We start from the raw sequence: 16935 nt of genomic DNA on the forward strand, positions 1-16935 counted from the left end.
GGCAGGCCGCGCTATGCGGCCAGAGCATACGCCGCCGAGCAGGTAGCACCTCTCGACGTGCCGCTCTGAGCAGACCGCAAGCTCTCGGCAACGGCAAGGGTCAGATCGACCAGGGTGACATCCAGCGCGCCGGCGACCGCAGCGATCATTTCGCTCGATGGCTCTTTGACGCCTCGTTCCATCTCGGAGAGATACTGCGGCGAGACGCCGGCGCGACGCGCCGTCTCGCTCAACTTCTCGCCCCGCTCGTGACGAAGACCTCTGAGACGCTCACCGAGCGCGTGCCGCCACAGCGGCTCGCGAGCCGGAGACGGCTTGGGATCGGTCCGATCGATCGCCGGACGTAGCGGCGGGACAGAGGAGGCCATGCCTCAGCATAGGTAGACGACGCGTTCGAGTTCTGCGGGCTTCGCGCAGAGCGGAACCGTCCCCGCCTCCTCCGTCCCGGTCCTCGGGGTCGGTGATGATGTGCGAGCCGAACTGACATCACCGGAGGGCGAGCAGCACGTCGTACGCGCGTCTGTCGACGCCGCCTGAACGCCACCCTGGCGACGCTGCTCCTCCGGGAGGCGATTCATGAGCTTTCGCTGGTGGTTCACCTTTCGACCGTCGCCGATACATGTTGGCGTCATTTGATCTAAGGACCTTGATCAAGCATCGGTTCCGTGGTGCCGTGAAAGTGCGAGGCGTGCTCACATCGGTGCGGAGAACGCCGCCGACGCCCCACCACGCCGACGCGCCGTCAGGTCATGGAGCCAGTCCTTCGAGAAAGCGGAAGAATGCGAAAACTGTCGTCATTCACGTACATCGCGAGGGCATCGAAGTCAGCGACCGTGTCAGAGAGGAGCATGTCCTCCCCTACGTTCTTCACGCGCAAGCGTTCCCGGCTCGGGATCGTGCTCGGGGCCACCGTTCTGGGGGTCGTGGTCCCCGCGTCGGCGGCCTATGCCGCTCCGCCGCACAACCTGCCCCAGTCGGCCGGAGGGTACGAGGCTTCGTTCTCGCCGGCCTACGACTACGACGGCGACGGCTGCTACGCCACCCCCGCCATCGGGCCGGACGGGACCCTCGCTTCGGGGCTGAACCCGACCGGCGCGGTCAACGGCAACTGCCGCGACCAGTCAGACCTGGACAACGCGCAGACCTATGCCCGTTCCAAGTGCAACAACGGCTGGTGCGCCGTCGTGTACGCCAGCTACTTCGAGAAGGATCAGGCGCTGCCCGGCATCAGCCTCGGCGGCCACCGTCACGACTGGGAACACGTCATCTCCTGGGTCAACCAGGCGTCCAACCAGGTGGAGTACCTTTCGACCACGCAACACAGCAGCGTCGTGACCTATACGCGCTCGCAGGTGCGCTTCGACGGGTCGCACCCCAAGGTCGTTTACCACAAGGACGGGGTGTCCACGCACTTCTTCCGGCTCGCCAACGGCAATGACGAGCCGCCGGAGAACCACTATCACAACTGGCGCTATCCCCCGCTCGTGGACTGGAACGGCTGGCCCAGCGCCTGGCTGCGCGACAGGCTGATGAACGCGGACTTCGGCGCCGCGACTATCAAGATCAATGACGGCAGGTTCGGGGACCTCCTCTCGCGCGCCAAGCCGAGCGGCATCCCTTTTGACCCCTGGGCCTGACGAGCCCGCCATCGCCCGCGGGCGGCCGATCTCTCCCACCGGGGTGTCCGTGGCTCGGCCGCCTGATCGGGTGACCGCACCGGCTGTTCCCGCCTTGAGACGGAGGAGTCGCTCCAGGTCTTGTTCGAGGACAGTGCACAGTGGGATCCAAGCCGGCGACAAGTGATGATCGGTAACTTGCCCGGAATGAGAAAACGATCTTCTGTCCTCGCCGTGTCGGCCATGGCCGCCCTGCTCACCGCTCCCACCGCCGCCCTGGCCGCGGCGAACTCACCTGCGGCGGCTCCGGCGGTCGCGTCGGCCTCCGGGACCAAGACCCTCTCCTTCCGGGGGATGAACCTGAAGATCCCCACCACCTGGAAGGTGTACGACTACACCGACCGGGTCCTGGTGGCGACCGGTAGCTGCAAGGTTCCCGAGCCCTTCGCCCCGAACTGCCGGGGGTTCTGGCTGTACGGCCCGAAGGTGATCGCCTACGGCGCCGAGGGCAGCCGTTACACCGGTGCGAAGCCGTTCGTCCCGGCGAGTGGGGCGCCGGCGGGCTGTCCCTTCGAGTACGGAAGCATCCAGGTGATCGGCAAGGCCACCTCGACAGGGCTGCGCCAGGTCGGGCGCGGGCACAAGGCGAGGTACACCGCCTGGGCCGGCCGGTGCGTGAAGCAGCAGAGCGGCCGGCAGACGAAGAGTTTCATCCAGCGAGAGTGGTTCCTGCCCGAGTCGAAGATCGTCGTAGTGGACGTATGGGGCGACCAGAAGCTGCCGGGCCTGCTGAGGAACGCCACTTGGGGCTGACCCGAGAAGGGGAGCGGGCCGGACCTCCTGCTCCCCGCCGGGTTCGCCCTCCCACTCCTCGGCGACCGCACCGCTGATCGTCCGCGTCGCCGCCTCGGGGACGCCACGCACTTGGTCGGCGATGGCCTGTTCGTTCGAGGCAGCCTGCGGGTCACTCCTTCAGCACGCGGCCGATCACGTCGGTGCCTCGACGCCGTCCAGCCGATCACGGCTGAACCGTGACGAGTACCGTAGGCCGTACGACCTGCCGGCTCAACGACGGAGTTCGTCGTATGCCGGCGAGGCTGAGGCGGTTGTCGAGGTGACCCTTTCGGACAGGCCCCGGTCCCGAGGGCGGCCGTCGTGGGAGATCACCAGCACCTGCTCCGGATTGGCATAGGTGTTCGCGTACCTCAAGAGTGAATCCAGAGCACCCGCGCCGGAGCCTTCGGTTTCGGATGGGATGGGAAGCGGGATCTTCTCCTGGTAGGAATGGAAAAGATCCTGGTCACCCAGATTCTGGAGGGCATAGTTCCTCCAGCCGGGAACGGGATCGCCTGGCCTGGCCTGCAACCCCATGACCGAATACCCGAAGGGAGCAAAGACGCGGTACAGTCCCGCGACAGTGGCGCCGGTGCCGAATCCGCACACCAGGTAGCGAATTTCCGGCCAATTCTTGCGGACCTTCCGCAGGAGTTGCAGTCCCCATAGCTCCACGCACCTGACCAAGGCCACGTTGGTGAACTGCCTCGGCCAGAACCAGCCCTCCTGCTCGTACTGAAGGCAGAGCCGGTGAGCCTCGTCGAGGTTCGTGATCGTCTGCACCTCGCCGCGGAAGCCGCGCCTCATGAGATGATCGCGGCCGGGGGCGTCCGTGATGGCGACGGTCGGCAGTCCTTTTTTTCTGCCGAGCAGATCCAGGGCGAGCGCGGTCGACGAACCGGAGATCTCAACGAATCCTCGGACATCTTTCGGAGCCTCTTCAAGGAAAAGCTCGTACGTCAGGTACTTGAGGCTTCCCGATTCGTACACACCGCCCCAGAGCACGGCCGGGCCGTTCTCGTCAGGTCGGATGAGGGTGAAAGGTGCATCCATGGCGCTCATGCGGGTACGACCGAGCCTCGGACATAGTGGTGGTCAAAGAAATCCACGTACAGATACTCGGGGTGGGACACCATCTGATCCCGCCCCAGGAGGATGGCACGCATGATCTCGCTCACCATCATTCCGGCTGCGGTGGTGGCTCCGATCACGCAGGTGGGAGCATGCCCGCGACCGGCGAAGCAGGCATCCCAGTGTTTCTGCACGACATAGCTGCCGAGCCGGGGGATGATCTTTGGTAAATCGATGCGTCCGTCCGGAAGCATGTAGAGATCCTCATAGCGGGGTGCTTCCGGCTGGAAAACATGCAAAGCGGCCCCGAAGCCCAGCATCAAGCCGGTCATGATGACGATGCCCTGCTCCCGGCACGCTTGATGCAGCCATTCTTTCGCTCTGAGGCCGGCGATGTCGATGACTTCCACGACGTAGTCCACCGGTTTTCCGTCGAACCCCGAAAGCAAGGAATCGATATTGTCCTCCGTCACACCCTCGGTCGCCTTGCGGATCCGCAGCTCCGGGTTGATGTCCTGGCACATCCTCCCGACGACCTCGATCTTCAGCTGACCGACGGTGCTGTCGAAGCTGCCGACCTGGCGATTGGAATTGTGCACCTCGTAAACGTCGAAGTCTGCGAGTGTCACCCAGCCAAAGCCCAGGCGGGCCAGGTCCACCGCGCACTGCCCGCCGGCGCCGCCCACTCCGGCCACGAGAACATGGGTGTCCGCGACCTTCTTCATTGACTCTTCGTCCAGAATCCCCAGGTTGCGCTGGAATCTGGGGTTGATTTTGGAGCCTTCCATCGGAAACCTCACTTCACTTCTGCATGCAGACGTAATAATTCTCGCCGAAGTAATCGTCGCCATCCGCGACCAGGGGGCGTGAGAAACCCAGGCATCGCAGGGTGTCCACCAGTTCGTCCACCTCGAAGAACGTCACCATTTCATTGGGGTCGGTGGTCAGTTTCTGAGCGCAGGTCGAATGATGGGCCAGCGCGGCCTGGAGAGCCTCGGTGAAACGCTCTTCCGCCTGCCACTCCGCGATGGAGTGTCGAAGCACCTTCTGCAGGTCGGGCCGGCGTTTCGGGCCGGTGGCGATCATCACGCCCCCCGGCTTCAAGTGGGAGAGAACCTCGTGCAGCGCCGATTCGACGTCCTGGACGTAGAAGAGGACGTTGTTGAGCAGGACCGCATCCGCGTCAGAAACAACCTGGGAGGGAAAGTGCTCCACACTTCCCTCCATGACCGTCCATCGGTCGCGAGCCTCGCCCGACGCGGCCGCCTTCTTGTCGTGAGCCCGCTGGAGCATGGCAGAGTTGTTGTCGAAACCGACGACCCGGTGACCGCGGTCGATCAGCGCCTGGCTGACCAGGCCGGTTCCACACCCGGCGTCGATCACCATCCGCCGGCCCTCCGTGTCGCGAAGGATCTTGCTGAGCATCCGCTGGTAGCAGTTCAGCTCGGGAATCATCTGGTCATAACTCTTGGCGAACTCGGTCCAGATGTTTTCGTTCATGTCGCTTTCAACTCCCTAAAATCTTTCTTCATGGGCGACGGAGCGGATTCCGCCGACGCCTAAGTGATTTCGGCATACCGGTCGGCAGGAAAGTCGTCTGCGGGGCATGCGGGGTCACGGCTTCTCGTAGGTCGGTGCGGTCGCGCCCGGAGAGTGTCACCTCGGGGTCCTCGTTCGCACTCCAGTCGCGGATCACGCGACGGGGCGGGTTCGTGACGGGATGCAAAACGGCCGCGGCGCGCCCGGCGGGTCAGTTCCGTGAGTGGGCCGCCCGTTCCTCCCGACGGCCCCCGCGCAGCTTCATGATCGCATGCGGCATCAGGGAAAGGGTCTGCGCCCGGCTGCTGTAGGCCAGGAAAAGGGTGTCGTCACGGTTGGCGGGGGGAAAATAGCCGGAACAGCAGAACACTGTGTTCGCGAAACCGTAGGAGTCCACGAGGCTTTTCCTGACCGCGTTCTTCGAGAACACGATTCCGGTGTCCCAGTCGCTTCTGAACAGGTCAAGGGTGAGTATCTTGGCCAGCGGAAGCAGAAGGCCGGGGATTTCCCTTCCCCGCCAGTTCGGATGCACCCAGTGCCCGCCATAGTGCGCCACCCTGCCGGATATGATCGGTGTCTCCGCCGGCAGAACGAGATCCAGCGACTGTTTCACTTCGGGGGGCGGCGGATCGAACCACAGCCGCAGGGAGCTTATGTGACGGCTGAAGTCCGCCGTGTATATCATTCGCACGGCAATGCACGCGACCGTCGATCCGTCGCGGTCCCTGATGTCCAACCAGTAGCTGTTCTGGGCGGAGACGGGACTGTGCGCCGGGTCAAAAGTCGGGTTGATGCCGTCGGAGTGAACGGCGGTCCGCATGTGGCGGACCCAACTTGAGATATCCGTATTGTAGTCCAGAGTCAGGCCCCGTTGATCCAGCCATTCTGTGGACACTTTCAGGAACTCGTTCAATGTGGCGGCGACGGCAGCCGAACTGCGACCTATCTCAAGGACCTGGCCTACCAAGATTCCAACCTCCGACCGGGATATGGCTCGACGGACTGCTTTCACCGGGCAGGTCAACGTTCCATGCGGTTCCGCCAGGCTCCGTGACCTGGCGGGACCGGTGACGTGCTGAGGTGGCCCGGTGAGGTTTCCCGGCCGGGGACCCGCACAACGGCAGGACCGTCATGAGTTCCCCGTGGGCTTTGGCCTGCTCCCCGGCGGGGCCCCGCGGCGCGCGTATCGTCGATTGTCGGGAGACACTGTGCAGGCGCCTTTCCGACACCGCGCGATCTTCCGTCACGGAGCTCGCCGAAATTCCACGTGGCGGATCCCGGGTTTCCCCTGACTCGCTTGGTGGCGATCATTTCCAGGGCCTGTCTGGTTCTTCGTGCAGGAAAGCCGTCATCATTTTCTTTCTTGCAATAATCGATTTACCTGCCGCGGTGGCCTGATATGCATCGGAATTTCGATCGGCTTTGCCGTGGCGTGAAACCGGTCACTTCGCGACAAGATTATCCAGCCCTGGTTGAGGAAGACTTGGAGTCTTCTTGAGAGACTCCGTATGCCCTGGTCATAGGGGGACGGGTGAGGCGGGGCCGCGGGACGGGGTCGCACGCCTGCGGGGTTGTCGGGCGTGGCTCCCCCTCATACCGTGGAGATCCGGGGGCCGGCCGTACCGGTCGATCTGGTGCGATCCGATCACCTGGTCCGTAAGAGATCGTGTTCGCCGGATACGCCGACCACCTCCCGGGACCGCGTTCTCCTTAGAACTCTGGAGCTGAACGTGGCAACGACGATCGTGTACGAGACGCACTCGATCACGACCGACAACGAGGCCGGAATCGCGACCGGCTGGTTGCCGGGAGAGCTGTCACCGCGAGGTCGTGAGCTGGCTCGGGAGCTTGGCGAACGCCGCCGCCACGATGGCCTGGCCGCGGTGTTCACCTCCGACCTTCGTCGTGCCGTGCAGACCGCGGAGCTCGCTTTCGCGGGCATCGACATTCCGATCCATCAGGATGAACGGCTGCGCGAATGCGACTACGGCGAGTGGAACGGAATGCCCGTGGCGCGGCTGGCCGCCGAGAGATCCCGGCATGTCGACGTGCCGTGGCCGGGCGGGCAGAGCTACCGGCAGGTCGTCGAACACACCCGTGATTTCCTGACGGACCTTGCCGGGCTCTGGGACGGCAGGAGGGTGCTACTGATCGCGCACTCGGCCAACCGGTGGGCACTGGGCCATCTGCTCGGCGGGCAGGCGCTGGAGGATCTGGTGGACGCGCCGTTCGCCTGGCGGGAGGGCTGGGTCTACGAGTTGTCCGAGAGGTGGGGAGACGTGATCCGCGCCTCGGACGAGGCGTCACCGTGTTCACCTGCCGCCCGGCCCGGAGACCGCTGACCGGGGCGGGGCAGGCCGGTGGTGTCGGCGGTGGACCTGACTTCCGATGATCTTTCGCGTGTCGCTCGGTGGCTTCCGGAGACGCGCTGAGGGATCATGGAGCGGGCTCGTGTCCTTCCTGCGGTGTGCCGTTCCAGACCGGGACGTTGAGTATCGCGTCCATCCGCCGCAATTCGTCGCGGTGGAGCGCGCTCAGGCGGGTCAGGACCCGTTCCCCCTCCGGTGTCAGCGACACCCGCACCGCCCTGCCGTCGCTAGGGTGCGCGCTCCGCTCCACGAGTCCCTGTGCCTGTGCCCGATCGACCAGTTCGACCACGCTGTGGTGGCGTAGCCGGAGAGAGTCGGCGAGCTCTCGCACGGTCGCCCACTCGCGGCCGGGAAACCCCTTCAGCGCCAGCATCAGCTGGTACTGCTGCGGGGTGAGGCCGTTTCTCCGTGCTGTCTCCTCGCTGAAACGCAGATAGCGGCGGATCTCAAAACGGAACCGAGCCAGCACCTCGAAATCCCGTTTCGTCAGGGGGGCGAGTCCCGCCCCGTCGTCCTCGGCGGTCGTCGCGCCATGACGCGACGGCCTCTCGGTCTCAGGGTCCGCCATGTCACAAACGTATCGTGATGCGACATGTTCGTGCCGCCCTCCTGGAACACGCCTCGCGGCGATCACGGCCTGTCGCGGGCGCGGTGATGCGGGTGATGCGGGGGTGACCTCGGTGGAAGGAAGCTGAATCCGCTCGGCAAAAAGGTGCATATCGGACAGTTTGTATCGCGCTACGATAGAAAGGTCCGAACGGGGAGGCAGTGTGGCCGGGCCTGACGGACAGGCACCTCCGGGAGGTGTGTCGTGCCCAGTGACCGTGAACGCGAGGCGGCACGCGAGATCCAGTGCCGGTCGCCGGTCGAGGATCCGGGCCTTGCGCGGCCCTTTGACACCGGCGCCCGGCGCCCGCACCGCGCGCCGTCCGGCCCGATCCGATATCGCCCGCGTCCGGGGTGCCGCTCCGGACGGCCCGGCCTGGTGGCGAGATCAAGGCGGAACGGTGCCGGAGGCGACGATGACCGCCGCCCCGTGGCCGCCCTGCCCGCCGCGAGCGGGAGAGGTCTTTGGAACGGCGGGACCGGGGGAGACTCAGGAGGGTGAAATGATCACTACCGTCATCTATGTGCTGATCGCCATCGTGGTGCTGGGTGCGATGTGGCTGAAGGCCGGTGTGCGGGTCGTCAAACAGTTCGAGCGGGGCGTCGTCTTCCGGTTCGGACGGGTCCGCTCCGAGCTCCGCGCTCCAGGACTCGCCCTGATAATGCCGGTCGCCGACCGTCTGCAGAAGGTCAACATGCAGGTCGTCACCATGCCGGTGCCCGCCCAGGACGCCATCACCCGGGACAACGTGACGGTTCACGTGGACGCCGTCATCTACTTCCGGGTCGTCGACCCGGTACGCGTGGTGGTCGGCGTCCAGGACTACGAATCCGCCATTCGCCAGGTCGCGCTGGCCTCGTTGCGGTCGATCATCGGCAAGAGCGAGCTGGACGACCTGCTGTCCAATCGGGAGCGGCTCAACCAGGGTCTGGAGCTGATGATCGACAGCCCGGCCGTGAGCTGGGGCGTGCACATCGACCGGGTCGAGATCAAGGACGTGGTGCTCCCCGAGTCGATGAAGCGGTCCATGTCCCGGCAGGCCGAAGCGGAACGTGAGCGGCGCTCCCGCATCATCACCGCCGAGGGCGAGCTGCAGGCCTCGAAGAAGCTGGCCCAAGCCTCTGAGACGATGGCCCTGCACCCCGCCGCGTTGCAACTGCGCCTACTCCAGACCGTCGTCGAAGTCGCCGCGGAGAAGAACTCCACCCTGGTGTTGCCCTTCCCTGTCGAACTGCTTCGCTTCCTGGAACGAGCGACACCCCCCGAGTCCGGCCAGGCCACCGCGAACTCCACCCCGACGCTGGCCGGGGGCTTGTCGGCACCGGTCGGCCAACACCTTCCGGGCACCCGCATCCCCAACCAGGTCGCACCCAACGCCGCGGAAACCGGCCGGTAGGCCATACCCGGCTTCGCCGCCGGGCGTCGTCCCCGAAGGGCCGGCCGGCCTCCACCGGGACCGCGGCGACGATCCGTGCTCACGCCTGACGGTGATCGCTGAGCGCGACCCTGCGGATGGACGCCTGCAGTTCGGCCTCCTCCTCGTCGCCCAGCGCCGCCATGGCCGAAGGGAAGGTCGCGGACAGATCCACCATGATGTCGAGGACCACCTCGTCCAGGAGCCCTTCGAGGCTCGACGGTCCCACCTTGGATCGCGCGCCGGCCAGTCGCGGCCCGTTGACCATGGCTCGGGCGACCCGGTGCAGTTCCCCGGAAGTGAGGATCACCTGCGGGTCCCAGGGACGGCTCTGGTCGAAACGCTGCTCGTCGAACTCCTCGATCTTCAGCTTGACGGTCGGCCTGCGGTCGGGCGGCAGGGGGGCATCGGGCCGCAGGACGATCCCTTCGGCCAGGTTGCCCGGCAGGCCGGGCAGGCCGAGCGCCTGCGGCACCCGGCTGGGGAACCGGACCGGCAGAGCGTCGAGCTCCGACCTGGTCCCTCTGCCGAGAAGCGGCACAACGTCGAGTTCGGCGTCGGCGGCGATCGAGGCGACGTCCGCGTAGGGCAGGAAGACGCCGGGATCACCGGGATCCTGATGGCGTAGCACGTCGAAAAGGGCAAAGCGGATTTCCGGGCTGTACCAGACCCCCGTTTGAACCGGAGTGATGCCCGGCATCGGCGAGGCGTCGAGGTGGGGGTAGTGGCCGCCGTACAGCTCGCCGTAGACGCGTACGGCCGCGCCGCCCCGGCTCAGGGCGGCCCGCGCGGCCTTTTCGAGGTGACCGCGGAGCAGCTGCCAGCCGAAGAACGGCTCGTCGTCGCGCAGCCACGCCTTGCGTTTGCCCACGAACGTGTTCCGGCCATCGTGGGCGATCACCATTTGCGCCCCGTGCACCTTCTCGGTCGCCACCCAGGGACCGCCTGCGACCGTCCCGCCGGACCGCTCGGCCGCGGGGATCTTGGGGTAGGCGAGGTGTCGCATTGGAGCAGTATGACCAGGATGAGTTCGGCGGGCACCTGATTTACCGGGCCGGGCGGCCGCCTGCCCCGCCTCGCGGACGCCGTACGGGATGACCGGACGCCGGTTACAGCCGAGGGAAGGTCTGTTCGGCACCAACTGGCCGCGGCTTCCGCATGATCGCGCCCTCGCGCAGGTCGAGCAGCTCGGGCTGAGCGACGATGCCAGGGCCGACTTCCTCGGGGGAGCCGCCCGGCGTGTCTTCCGGCTGTCCGGTGGCCCGGCCGCGCCGGTGGCGGGAGGCTGACGAACAGGTCTTCGGGGAATAGTTGACATGCAGCCATCTGGCTGCCTATTTTTTAAGGCAGCCAGATGGCTGCATGTTCGGGGTGGTACAGGATGGACGAGGTTTTCAAGGCGCTGGCCGATGCCGGCCGCCGCCGGCTGCTCGACAGTTTGAACGCCCGCAACGGGCAGAGCCTGCGCGAGCTGTGCGCCGGGCTGGACATGGCCCGGCAGTCCGTCAGCAAGCATCTGGCGGTGCTGGAGGCGGCCGACCTGGTGACCACGGTGCGGAGCGGCCGGGAGAAGTTGCACTACCTCAACGCCGCGCCGATCAACGCCATCGCCGAGCGCTGGATCGACCGGTACGACCGTGGCCGGGTGCGCGCGCTCGCCGATCTGAAGAGAGCATTGGAGCAGGAATCGATGGGCAACCCCGAGTTCGTCTACACGACCTACATCGGCACCACGCCGGAACGGCTCTGGCAGGCGCTGACCGACCCCGCCTTCACCCGTCGCTACTGGGGGGTCGGCTTCGAGTCGGACTGGAAGGTGGGGTCGCCGATGGTCTGGGAGGAGCGGGGGGTGAGGATCGCCGACCCCGAGCAGGTCGTTCTCGAATCCGATCCCTACCGCAGGCTGTCCTACTCCTGGCACACCTTCACCCCGGAGTTCGCCGAGGCCTGGGAGCTGGACGAGAAGGTCGCCGCCCAGTGGGCCGGGGAGCGCAGGTCGAAGGTGACCTTCGACATCGAGCCGCTCGGGCGGATGGTCAAGCTGACGGTCGTCCACGACGGCTTCGACCCCGGCAGCACCCTGCCGGAGAACTTCGGCGAGGGGTGGCCGCAGATCCTGTCCAGCCTCAAGACGCTGCTGGAGACCGGCGAGACCCTCCCCGGCGAAGACGGCTGACTCGGCGGGTCTCCGCCCGGCGTGCGCGGGCCGCCAGGGTCAGCACCTCGTCGACCGGCCACTGGTCGTAGGCGTGCTCGCCGTACTTGCAGGTGACCACCCGGCCGTCGGGGGCGATCAGGAAGTCGGCGGGGAGCCCGAGCCGCCCGCCGTGCGGCCGGATGGACGGCGGACGCTCCCGCCTGCGGGCGATCGCCCAGAGGCCGCGTACGACGGCCAGGGCGATCGTCGGCCAGACCCGGGGGGCGAGCAGCGCGCGGGGCGCCTGTTCCACGCCGAACTCCGCGTACAGCTTCTTGTCCGGATCGGCGATGACGGCGAACGGCAGGCCCGTGGCGTGCTCGGCCAGTTCCTCGGCGGAGGAGTGGAACACCACCACCTCGCGGATTCCGGCGGCCTCGCCATCGTGCTGCGCGGGATGTGCGTTCCCCGAGGGTTCGTGAATTCTGAAGGGGGCATCGTGCGGAACTCAAGGTGAGATACCTCTGATAGTGACATGTCAGGCCTTGGGTTTGCGAACAGGAGCCGTTCCTTTGCACGAGCCCGGCCATGCCGGAACAGGAGTTGAGGCACCCATTCCGTGACATACCGGCGGCAGCACGCTCTCGGCCTGCGAGCTACGCCTGCACTGGGACGTCGACGATGTCGGCATCGGTGGCGAGTTCGTCCATGAGTTGATCGACGGCGCGGGTGGGCAGGCGGCCGTCGCGGCGGTTGAGGAACAGGGCCGGGGTGCCGGGGCCGGGCCAGGAGGCGCGGTCGGTGCGCCATTTGGTGACGGAGGTCCGGGCGGTGGTGTCCAGGAGCGGGACCTCGTGCGAGGACTCGCCTTTGCCGGAGCGGACGATGATCTTGCCCTTGCGGGCTGACAGGGGTACGTCGTTGTCGTCCAAGGCGACGAGTTCGGCGATCCGCAGCCCGGAGTAGAACAGCAGCCGGCCGATGGCGCGATCGCGGGCCAGGGGGGCGGCGTTCGACGGCGCGTAGGTAGCGCTTCTGCTGGCGGGCGCCCAGGGCGCGGGGGGCGAGTTTGGGGGCTGGTTTTGTTCGCCAGTTCCGGCCGCAGTTGTTCGCGACCGACGACCGCACCTCCGACCTGGTGTGGTCGATGTTCGCCAGTTCTGACCGCACCTGGTCGTCACACAAGCAGGTGCCGCTGACCTCGGCCAACACCCTGCCTGATTTCACCAGCGGCAACTGGCCCCACTTGTGGATCTTCGGTAGGTGCGAAGTTCGCGTGGGAGTTGGCCCCACCCCTGAGGGTCTACGGCGAAGCCTTGGCTGCCCGCCCAGCGACGAACCCCCGCCCTTCCACGCTGGAAGGACGGGGGATTTCGGTGGGGAGGTCACGTTCGCAGGTCGCGGTCGTCGACCAAGACGGTGCGGTGCACGTCAACCAGAATCTACCCAACGAGGTCGGGACAGTGCTTCGGGCGATCGGCGATCCACGTCCATGCGGTCGACGTGCCGTGTCAGGCCGGTGGTGCCAGGCGTTTTCACGCCCGCTCTGGGGCACGTCATCCGCCCGCGGCGTCCTCGGCCTCCCAGCGCAGCAGGTCGCCCGGTTGGCAGTTGAGTGCCTCGCAGAGCGCGGCGAGTGTCGTGAAGCGCACCGCCTTGGCGCGGCCGTTCTTGAGTACCGCCAGGTTGGCGGGTGTGATCCCGACGCGGTCCGCGAGGTCGCCCACGGACATCTTCCGCCTGGCTAGCATCACGTCGATGTCGACGACGATCGGCATCAGATCGTCTCGTCCAGCTCGGCCTGCATCTGCGCCGCTTCGACGTCGCGCGCGACGGCCTGGGCGAGCAGCATCCGCAGCACGAGCACGATGAGCGCAACCCCCAGGATGGCCAGGCCGACGACGCCCATGATGACGGTGACGCCCGGGTCGGCCCGCTGGCCCGGCGCGTTGAGGGCCGTGACCGCGAACCACAGGAGGGCAGCCGCCACGATCGCGCCGATCACGGCGTCCACGTACCGGAAGGCGGCGGAAGAGAACACGGTTTTGCGTCGGACCATCGTCACCAGCCGCCATACGCTGACCAGGGCGACTTGGACCGACACCATGCCCAGGATCGTGATCACGCGCAGCGGGGCCAGCGGGAGCGACCCGTCCTCCGGGTCGCTCCCGCTGGCCAACGCCCACACCATAAATGCCTGTACGAACACGGTGCCGGCGAGCACCACCACGAGCACGGCGCGAAGCGCACGCACTGTCAGCTTTCCCATGACCCATCCTTCTATCGAGTTGCGATGAGAACCTATCGAATCTCGATAGGCGGGGCAAGAGTTGGGGCGGAGGGCCGGCGACGGTTTCGCACCGTGGCGGGACGCCGTCGCCCCCGCCCATGGCATGGCGTGCGCGCGAACCGTCTTGATCTTGTCGAAGTCGGCCTTGCTTGAGCGCAAATCGGATGCCACCCGACTACGCCGAAGCCCTGCGGCCGACGGGGGCAGCCGGGTGGGGCCAAACTCGTTGGTCCCCGTTCCGGTCGCCGGCTGGCTGGGGCCATCCACGTTGGGGCGGGGCCAGAAACCGTTGGTACAACCACCCCGCCTCTCGTCGATGTCAACGACCTGAGCCCATGACTGCGGTCACTTCTCACGAACGCTGGCCCACCTCGGTGCGGTCGGAAGTGGCGAGCATTCGCGGTCACTTCTCACGAACGAAATCACGGGGCGTCGTCGCGGCAGACGAGCGCAGGTCCGAGCCCGAGCTGGGTGAAGAAGTGGTCCAGGGCGGTGAGGTGGGCGTTGACGGTGTTCGCTGCCCGGTGCAGGACGGTCTTCATGTGGGTCTTGTAGTCGCGGACGGCGAAGTCGCGGTCGTGGGATCGGCGAGCGGGTCGCCGTCCAGCATGCCATCAGCCGATGCCTCGGCGACGAAGGCGAGGAACCCGCATCAGAAGCGGTTTCCCGGGGCTAAGCGTAGTTGGGATCCGCGATATCAGAAGTAAAACCCGGGTTGTGCTTCTGATATCGGGTAATAGCAGAAGCTTTTTGGGCTGGGCGCCTGGGGATGGGATTCACATGATGCGGTTGGTGCTGCCGTAAGGCAGCCACAGCAGGGAGAAGAACGGTTCGATGGGCTCGGGCCCGTCGGGGGGCCGTGTGTAGCGGCAGGTGATCGTGATCGCGGTGCCACGGCGGACGGGCACGTCGAACGGGGTCTCGGCCGGGATTTTGCTGGGGTCGGCGTTGTCGGAGGTGAAGACGGCCCGGTACTCCTGGCCGCCGCCGTCGGCCAGGGCGGTCACCTCCATCTGAGCGGGCGTCGCACCCGCGACGGCCTGCACGCGGCCGATCAGCAGACCGTCGGTGTCGGACTGGAAGGTGTGCGGCCGCTCCCGCCCGATCTCGATCGAATGGCCGGCGCCGATCAGCCGCACCTTCCCGGTCGCGGTCAGGTCGTGGGTGCGCAGGTGCGGCAGGGCGACGGTGACCAGGGTGGTCAGGACGCGTTCGGCGGTGCTACCGGGCAGGCGGGCGGCCAGGCGGAACGCGGTGGTGTCGTGCAGCGGCGGGGAGAGCCAGGTGGTGACGTCGGAGACGTCGGCCTGCCCGCCCGAGCCGCCGTGCTCGCCCGCCCAGGTCAGGGTGTAGACAGCCGGGGAGCCGCGCCAGGTCAGCTCGGCGTGCCCGCCGTTCGGCACCATGAGGAGTTCGGGCCGCAGGTCGCCAAAGAAGAACCCGTCGGGGAACTTCGGCAGCGGCAGCTCCATCGTCTGGGTCTGCCAGGTGAGGCCGTCGGAGGAGGTTTCCTCCTCGATGCGCAGGGTCGCGGTGCCGGGGGTGGTGTTGGCGGTGACGCCGGCCAGTTCCAGGGTGAGCGGGGTGACGCCGAGCAGCCAGCCCCGGGGGCGGGTGGGCAGGGCCGTGAAGGTGACCGCGTCGGCGGCGTCGGCGCGGGTGAGCCGCCAGCCGCCGCCCTGGTCGGCGTCCTCGCCGCCCTGCACCGGTCGTGGGGTGATGGCGGCTGGGGCGTTGGTGAAGTGGGCGGCTCCGGTGCCGGTCGGCAGGGACAGTGTGATCTTCCGGCAGAAGGCGGGGGCTGCGGCGCGCACGGTGAGTCGCAGCAGGCAGGGGCGGCCGGTCTGCGGCGGGTCGGGATCGAGGGCCAGGTCGTAGGACAGCAGCATGCGGGCTCCCGGGAGGGACGGTCAGGCGGTGGGAGGGGTGATCTCGTCGAAGGCGCCGGCGCCGCGGGGCAGCCAGGCCAGGTTCAGGGTGTCGCCGTCGTTGCCGGCGTGGTAGAGGCGCACCTCGGCGTCGGCCGGGATCGGGATGCTGATCGGCGTCTCGATGGTCGTCCCGGCGCTGTTGTCGGAGCTGAAGCGCATGGTGTACTCGCCGGTCGCGGCCCGGTAGACGGTCGCGGCCAGCGTGGCGGCTGGCTGCCCGCTGGCGGCCTGCAGGTAGCCGAGGACGGTGCCGTCGGTGCCGGCTTTGAAATACCGGGCCTGGCCGCGCGGGGGCGCGGCGATCGCCGCCCGGGGCCCCTGCATCCGCACGACGCCGTTGGCCTCCAGGTCGCCGACCGTGAGATTGGGTTCGGTCACGGTGACGGCGGTGGTGAGCGCGTAGATCAGCGGCGCGCCGCCGGAGTCGTCCTGTGCCATGAGCATGAACCCGGTGGTGCGCTCCAGCGCCGGAGACTCCCAGCTCAGGTCGCCGGTGACGGACTGCTGCTGGTCGTCCCAGTGCATCGTGTAGATGGGCTTGCGGCTGGCCTCCCAGGTCAGTGTGACCTTCTCACCGCGCGGCACGGAGATCCGGTCGGGGCGCAGATTCTGGAAGGTGAACTCCGAGGGCCACTTGTCGATAGGGAAGGGCGGGTCGAGCGGCTTTTCGGTCAGGGGGGCGGAGTTGTCGGCGGCTGTCCATTCCGACACCTCGATCTTGACCGAGCCCTGCGTCTTGTTGACGATGAGCCGCGACAGCACCAGAGTGACCGTGGTGGCGCCTTTGAATTCGAGCTTGCGCGAGTTGGTGAACGTGAAGACGGCCTGTTTGTCGACCAGCTCGGCCTTGCGGGTCCAGTTCTGCCCGAACGCGGGCGGGCTGGCGGCCTCGACCCCTGTGTAGACCTCCGCGGGCGCGGTCTGCGACAACGCCTCCGGCGCCGCGCCGTGCAGGAACCGGATCTGGATCTTGTTGCAGTACACGCTCTGACCGGGGGGTGCTTCGATCTTGAACTCCAGCCGCAGATCCTGGTCATTTTCGCCGCTGATCGGCACGGGGGCCGGGACGGTCTTGAGGGTGTAACGCAGCAGCGTCCCGGCGGAACGGGCGTGGATGGCCATCAACG

At 67.0% G+C, this 16935-nt stretch carries 19 protein-coding genes; 6 read left to right on the forward strand and 13 right to left on the reverse strand.

Annotated features, from left to right (window positions below; translation table 11 throughout):
• Positions 1-11: 11 nt before the first annotated feature.
• Positions 12-368 (reverse strand): helix-turn-helix transcriptional regulator, encoded by a 357-nt coding sequence (locus AB0K21_RS29605; RefSeq protein ID WP_343980050.1) that lies wholly within the window; start codon positions 366-368, stop codon positions 12-14.
• Positions 369-848: 480 nt separating this feature from the next.
• Here AB0K21_RS29605 and AB0K21_RS29610 point away from each other — a divergent pair, with 480 nt between their 5' ends.
• Together AB0K21_RS29610 and AB0K21_RS29615 are read left to right on the forward strand one after the other, a co-directional pair.
• Positions 849-1637, forward strand: coding sequence for an NPP1 family protein (locus AB0K21_RS29610; protein ID WP_343980053.1), 789 nt, complete (start codon positions 849-851; stop codon positions 1635-1637).
• 186 nt (positions 1638-1823) lie between these two features.
• Complete coding sequence (locus tag AB0K21_RS29615; protein WP_343980056.1) at positions 1824-2429, forward strand: hypothetical protein; 606 nt, start codon at positions 1824-1826, stop codon at positions 2427-2429.
• A gap of 252 nt (positions 2430-2681) precedes the next feature.
• Here AB0K21_RS29615 and AB0K21_RS29620 read toward each other — a convergent pair whose 3' ends face one another.
• The 4 genes from AB0K21_RS29620 to AB0K21_RS29635 all read right to left on the reverse strand — a co-directional run bounded on the left by AB0K21_RS29620 (position 2682) and on the right by AB0K21_RS29635 (position 5973).
• Positions 2682-3512: a pyridoxal-phosphate dependent enzyme gene (locus tag AB0K21_RS29620; protein WP_364154978.1), complete on the reverse strand. Its 831-nt coding sequence runs from the start codon at positions 3510-3512 to the stop codon at positions 2682-2684.
• The gene (locus AB0K21_RS29625) at positions 3509-4309 is read right to left on the reverse strand and encodes a ThiF family adenylyltransferase (protein WP_343980063.1); all 801 of its coding nucleotides are present in this window, start codon (positions 4307-4309) and stop codon (positions 3509-3511) included. The genes AB0K21_RS29620 and AB0K21_RS29625 overlap by 4 nt, the downstream gene beginning before the upstream one ends.
• A 13-nt stretch (positions 4310-4322) precedes the next feature.
• Positions 4323-5021 carry a class I SAM-dependent methyltransferase gene (locus AB0K21_RS29630; protein ID WP_364154980.1) on the reverse strand — a complete coding sequence of 233 codons (699 nt, stop codon included), beginning with the start codon at positions 5019-5021 and terminating at the stop codon, positions 4323-4325.
• Positions 5022-5271: 250 nt separating this feature from the next.
• Positions 5272-5973 carry a hypothetical protein gene (locus AB0K21_RS29635; RefSeq protein ID WP_364154982.1) on the reverse strand — a complete coding sequence of 234 codons (702 nt, stop codon included), beginning with the start codon at positions 5971-5973 and terminating at the stop codon, positions 5272-5274.
• Between the two features lie 817 nt (positions 5974-6790).
• Between AB0K21_RS29635 and AB0K21_RS29640 the strand changes: the two genes are divergently transcribed.
• Complete coding sequence (locus AB0K21_RS29640; RefSeq protein WP_364154984.1) at positions 6791-7402, forward strand: histidine phosphatase family protein; 612 nt, start codon at positions 6791-6793, stop codon at positions 7400-7402.
• A gap of 94 nt (positions 7403-7496) precedes the next feature.
• On the opposite strand, the gene AB0K21_RS29645 is transcribed toward AB0K21_RS29640, so the two are convergent.
• Positions 7497-7997: a MarR family winged helix-turn-helix transcriptional regulator gene (locus AB0K21_RS29645; protein ID WP_343980075.1), complete on the reverse strand. Its 501-nt coding sequence runs from the start codon at positions 7995-7997 to the stop codon at positions 7497-7499.
• 541 nt (positions 7998-8538) lie between these two features.
• On the opposite strand from AB0K21_RS29645, the gene AB0K21_RS29650 reads away from it, so the two are divergent.
• Entirely contained in the window at positions 8539-9432 is an 894-nt protein-coding gene (locus AB0K21_RS29650) for a slipin family protein (RefSeq protein WP_343980077.1), read from the forward strand.
• A gap of 79 nt (positions 9433-9511) precedes the next feature.
• Here the strand turns inward: AB0K21_RS29650 and AB0K21_RS29655 are convergent, their stop codons facing one another.
• Positions 9512-10456, reverse strand: coding sequence for an RNA ligase family protein (locus AB0K21_RS29655; protein ID WP_364154986.1), 945 nt, complete (start codon positions 10454-10456; stop codon positions 9512-9514).
• 88 nt (positions 10457-10544) lie between these two features.
• Between AB0K21_RS29655 and AB0K21_RS29660 the strand changes: the two genes are divergently transcribed.
• Positions 10545-10739, forward strand: coding sequence for a hypothetical protein (locus AB0K21_RS29660; protein WP_364154988.1), 195 nt, complete (start codon positions 10545-10547; stop codon positions 10737-10739).
• Positions 10740-10831: 92 nt separating this feature from the next.
• Complete coding sequence (locus tag AB0K21_RS29665; protein WP_364154990.1) at positions 10832-11626, forward strand: metalloregulator ArsR/SmtB family transcription factor; 795 nt, start codon at positions 10832-10834, stop codon at positions 11624-11626.
• On the opposite strand, the gene AB0K21_RS29670 is transcribed toward AB0K21_RS29665, so the two are convergent.
• The 6 genes from AB0K21_RS29670 to AB0K21_RS29695 form a co-directional block, all read right to left on the reverse strand.
• The gene (locus tag AB0K21_RS29670; RefSeq protein WP_364155007.1) at positions 11577-12071 is read right to left on the reverse strand and encodes a peroxiredoxin-like family protein; all 495 of its coding nucleotides are present in this window, start codon (positions 12069-12071) and stop codon (positions 11577-11579) included. The two genes, AB0K21_RS29665 and AB0K21_RS29670, sit on opposite strands and share 50 nt — an antisense overlap.
• A 172-nt stretch (positions 12072-12243) precedes the next feature.
• Positions 12244-12768 (reverse strand): tyrosine-type recombinase/integrase, encoded by a 525-nt coding sequence (locus AB0K21_RS29675; protein ID WP_343980089.1) that lies wholly within the window; start codon positions 12766-12768, stop codon positions 12244-12246.
• Positions 12769-13143: 375 nt separating this feature from the next.
• Positions 13144-13365 (reverse strand): helix-turn-helix transcriptional regulator, encoded by a 222-nt coding sequence (locus AB0K21_RS29680; RefSeq protein ID WP_343980091.1) that lies wholly within the window; start codon positions 13363-13365, stop codon positions 13144-13146.
• Positions 13365-13856, reverse strand: coding sequence for a DUF2975 domain-containing protein (locus AB0K21_RS29685; RefSeq protein ID WP_343980094.1), 492 nt, complete (start codon positions 13854-13856; stop codon positions 13365-13367). The genes AB0K21_RS29680 and AB0K21_RS29685 overlap by 1 nt, the downstream gene beginning before the upstream one ends.
• A gap of 797 nt (positions 13857-14653) precedes the next feature.
• On the reverse strand, positions 14654-15766 hold the full coding sequence (locus AB0K21_RS29690) for a hypothetical protein (RefSeq protein ID WP_343980096.1): 1113 nt from the start codon (positions 15764-15766) through the stop codon (positions 14654-14656).
• Between the two features lie 21 nt (positions 15767-15787).
• Positions 15788-16930 carry a hypothetical protein gene (locus AB0K21_RS29695; RefSeq protein WP_343980099.1) on the reverse strand — a complete coding sequence of 381 codons (1143 nt, stop codon included), beginning with the start codon at positions 16928-16930 and terminating at the stop codon, positions 15788-15790.
• Between the last annotated feature and the right edge of the window lie 5 nt (positions 16931-16935).

It is taken from the genome of Streptosporangium sp. NPDC049248 (assembly GCF_040678965.1).
GTDB classification, from domain to species: domain Bacteria; phylum Actinomycetota; class Actinomycetes; order Streptosporangiales; family Streptosporangiaceae; genus Streptosporangium; species Streptosporangium fukuiense.

What these genes read in the sequence shown, in the direction of transcription:
- AB0K21_RS29660 (WP_364154988.1), top strand. Translation starts at nt 10,545, where the DNA reads ATGACCGGACGCCGGTTACAGCCGAGGGAAGGTCTGTTCGGCACCAAC.
- AB0K21_RS29685 (WP_343980094.1), bottom strand. Translation starts at nt 13,856, where the DNA reads ATGGGAAAGCTGACAGTGCGTGCGCTTCGCGCCGTGCTCGTGGTGGTG.
- AB0K21_RS29655 (WP_364154986.1), bottom strand. Translation starts at nt 10,456, where the DNA reads ATGCGACACCTCGCCTACCCCAAGATCCCCGCGGCCGAGCGGTCCGGC.
- AB0K21_RS29630 (WP_364154980.1), bottom strand. Translation starts at nt 5,021, where the DNA reads ATGAACGAAAACATCTGGACCGAGTTCGCCAAGAGTTATGACCAGATG.
- AB0K21_RS29625 (WP_343980063.1), bottom strand. Translation starts at nt 4,309, where the DNA reads ATGGAAGGCTCCAAAATCAACCCCAGATTCCAGCGCAACCTGGGGATT.
- AB0K21_RS29645 (WP_343980075.1), bottom strand. Translation starts at nt 7,997, where the DNA reads ATGGCGGACCCTGAGACCGAGAGGCCGTCGCGTCATGGCGCGACGACC.
- AB0K21_RS29650 (WP_343980077.1), top strand. Translation starts at nt 8,539, where the DNA reads ATGATCACTACCGTCATCTATGTGCTGATCGCCATCGTGGTGCTGGGT.
- AB0K21_RS29605 (WP_343980050.1), bottom strand. Translation starts at nt 368, where the DNA reads ATGGCCTCCTCTGTCCCGCCGCTACGTCCGGCGATCGATCGGACCGAT.
- AB0K21_RS29695 (WP_343980099.1), bottom strand. Translation starts at nt 16,930, where the DNA reads ATGGCCATCCACGCCCGTTCCGCCGGGACGCTGCTGCGTTACACCCTC.
- AB0K21_RS29690 (WP_343980096.1), bottom strand. Translation starts at nt 15,766, where the DNA reads ATGCTGCTGTCCTACGACCTGGCCCTCGATCCCGACCCGCCGCAGACC.
- AB0K21_RS29615 (WP_343980056.1), top strand. Translation starts at nt 1,824, where the DNA reads ATGAGAAAACGATCTTCTGTCCTCGCCGTGTCGGCCATGGCCGCCCTG.
- AB0K21_RS29680 (WP_343980091.1), bottom strand. Translation starts at nt 13,365, where the DNA reads ATGCCGATCGTCGTCGACATCGACGTGATGCTAGCCAGGCGGAAGATG.
- AB0K21_RS29610 (WP_343980053.1), top strand. Translation starts at nt 849, where the DNA reads ATGTCCTCCCCTACGTTCTTCACGCGCAAGCGTTCCCGGCTCGGGATC.
- AB0K21_RS29620 (WP_364154978.1), bottom strand. Translation starts at nt 3,512, where the DNA reads ATGAGCGCCATGGATGCACCTTTCACCCTCATCCGACCTGACGAGAAC.
- AB0K21_RS29665 (WP_364154990.1), top strand. Translation starts at nt 10,832, where the DNA reads ATGGACGAGGTTTTCAAGGCGCTGGCCGATGCCGGCCGCCGCCGGCTG.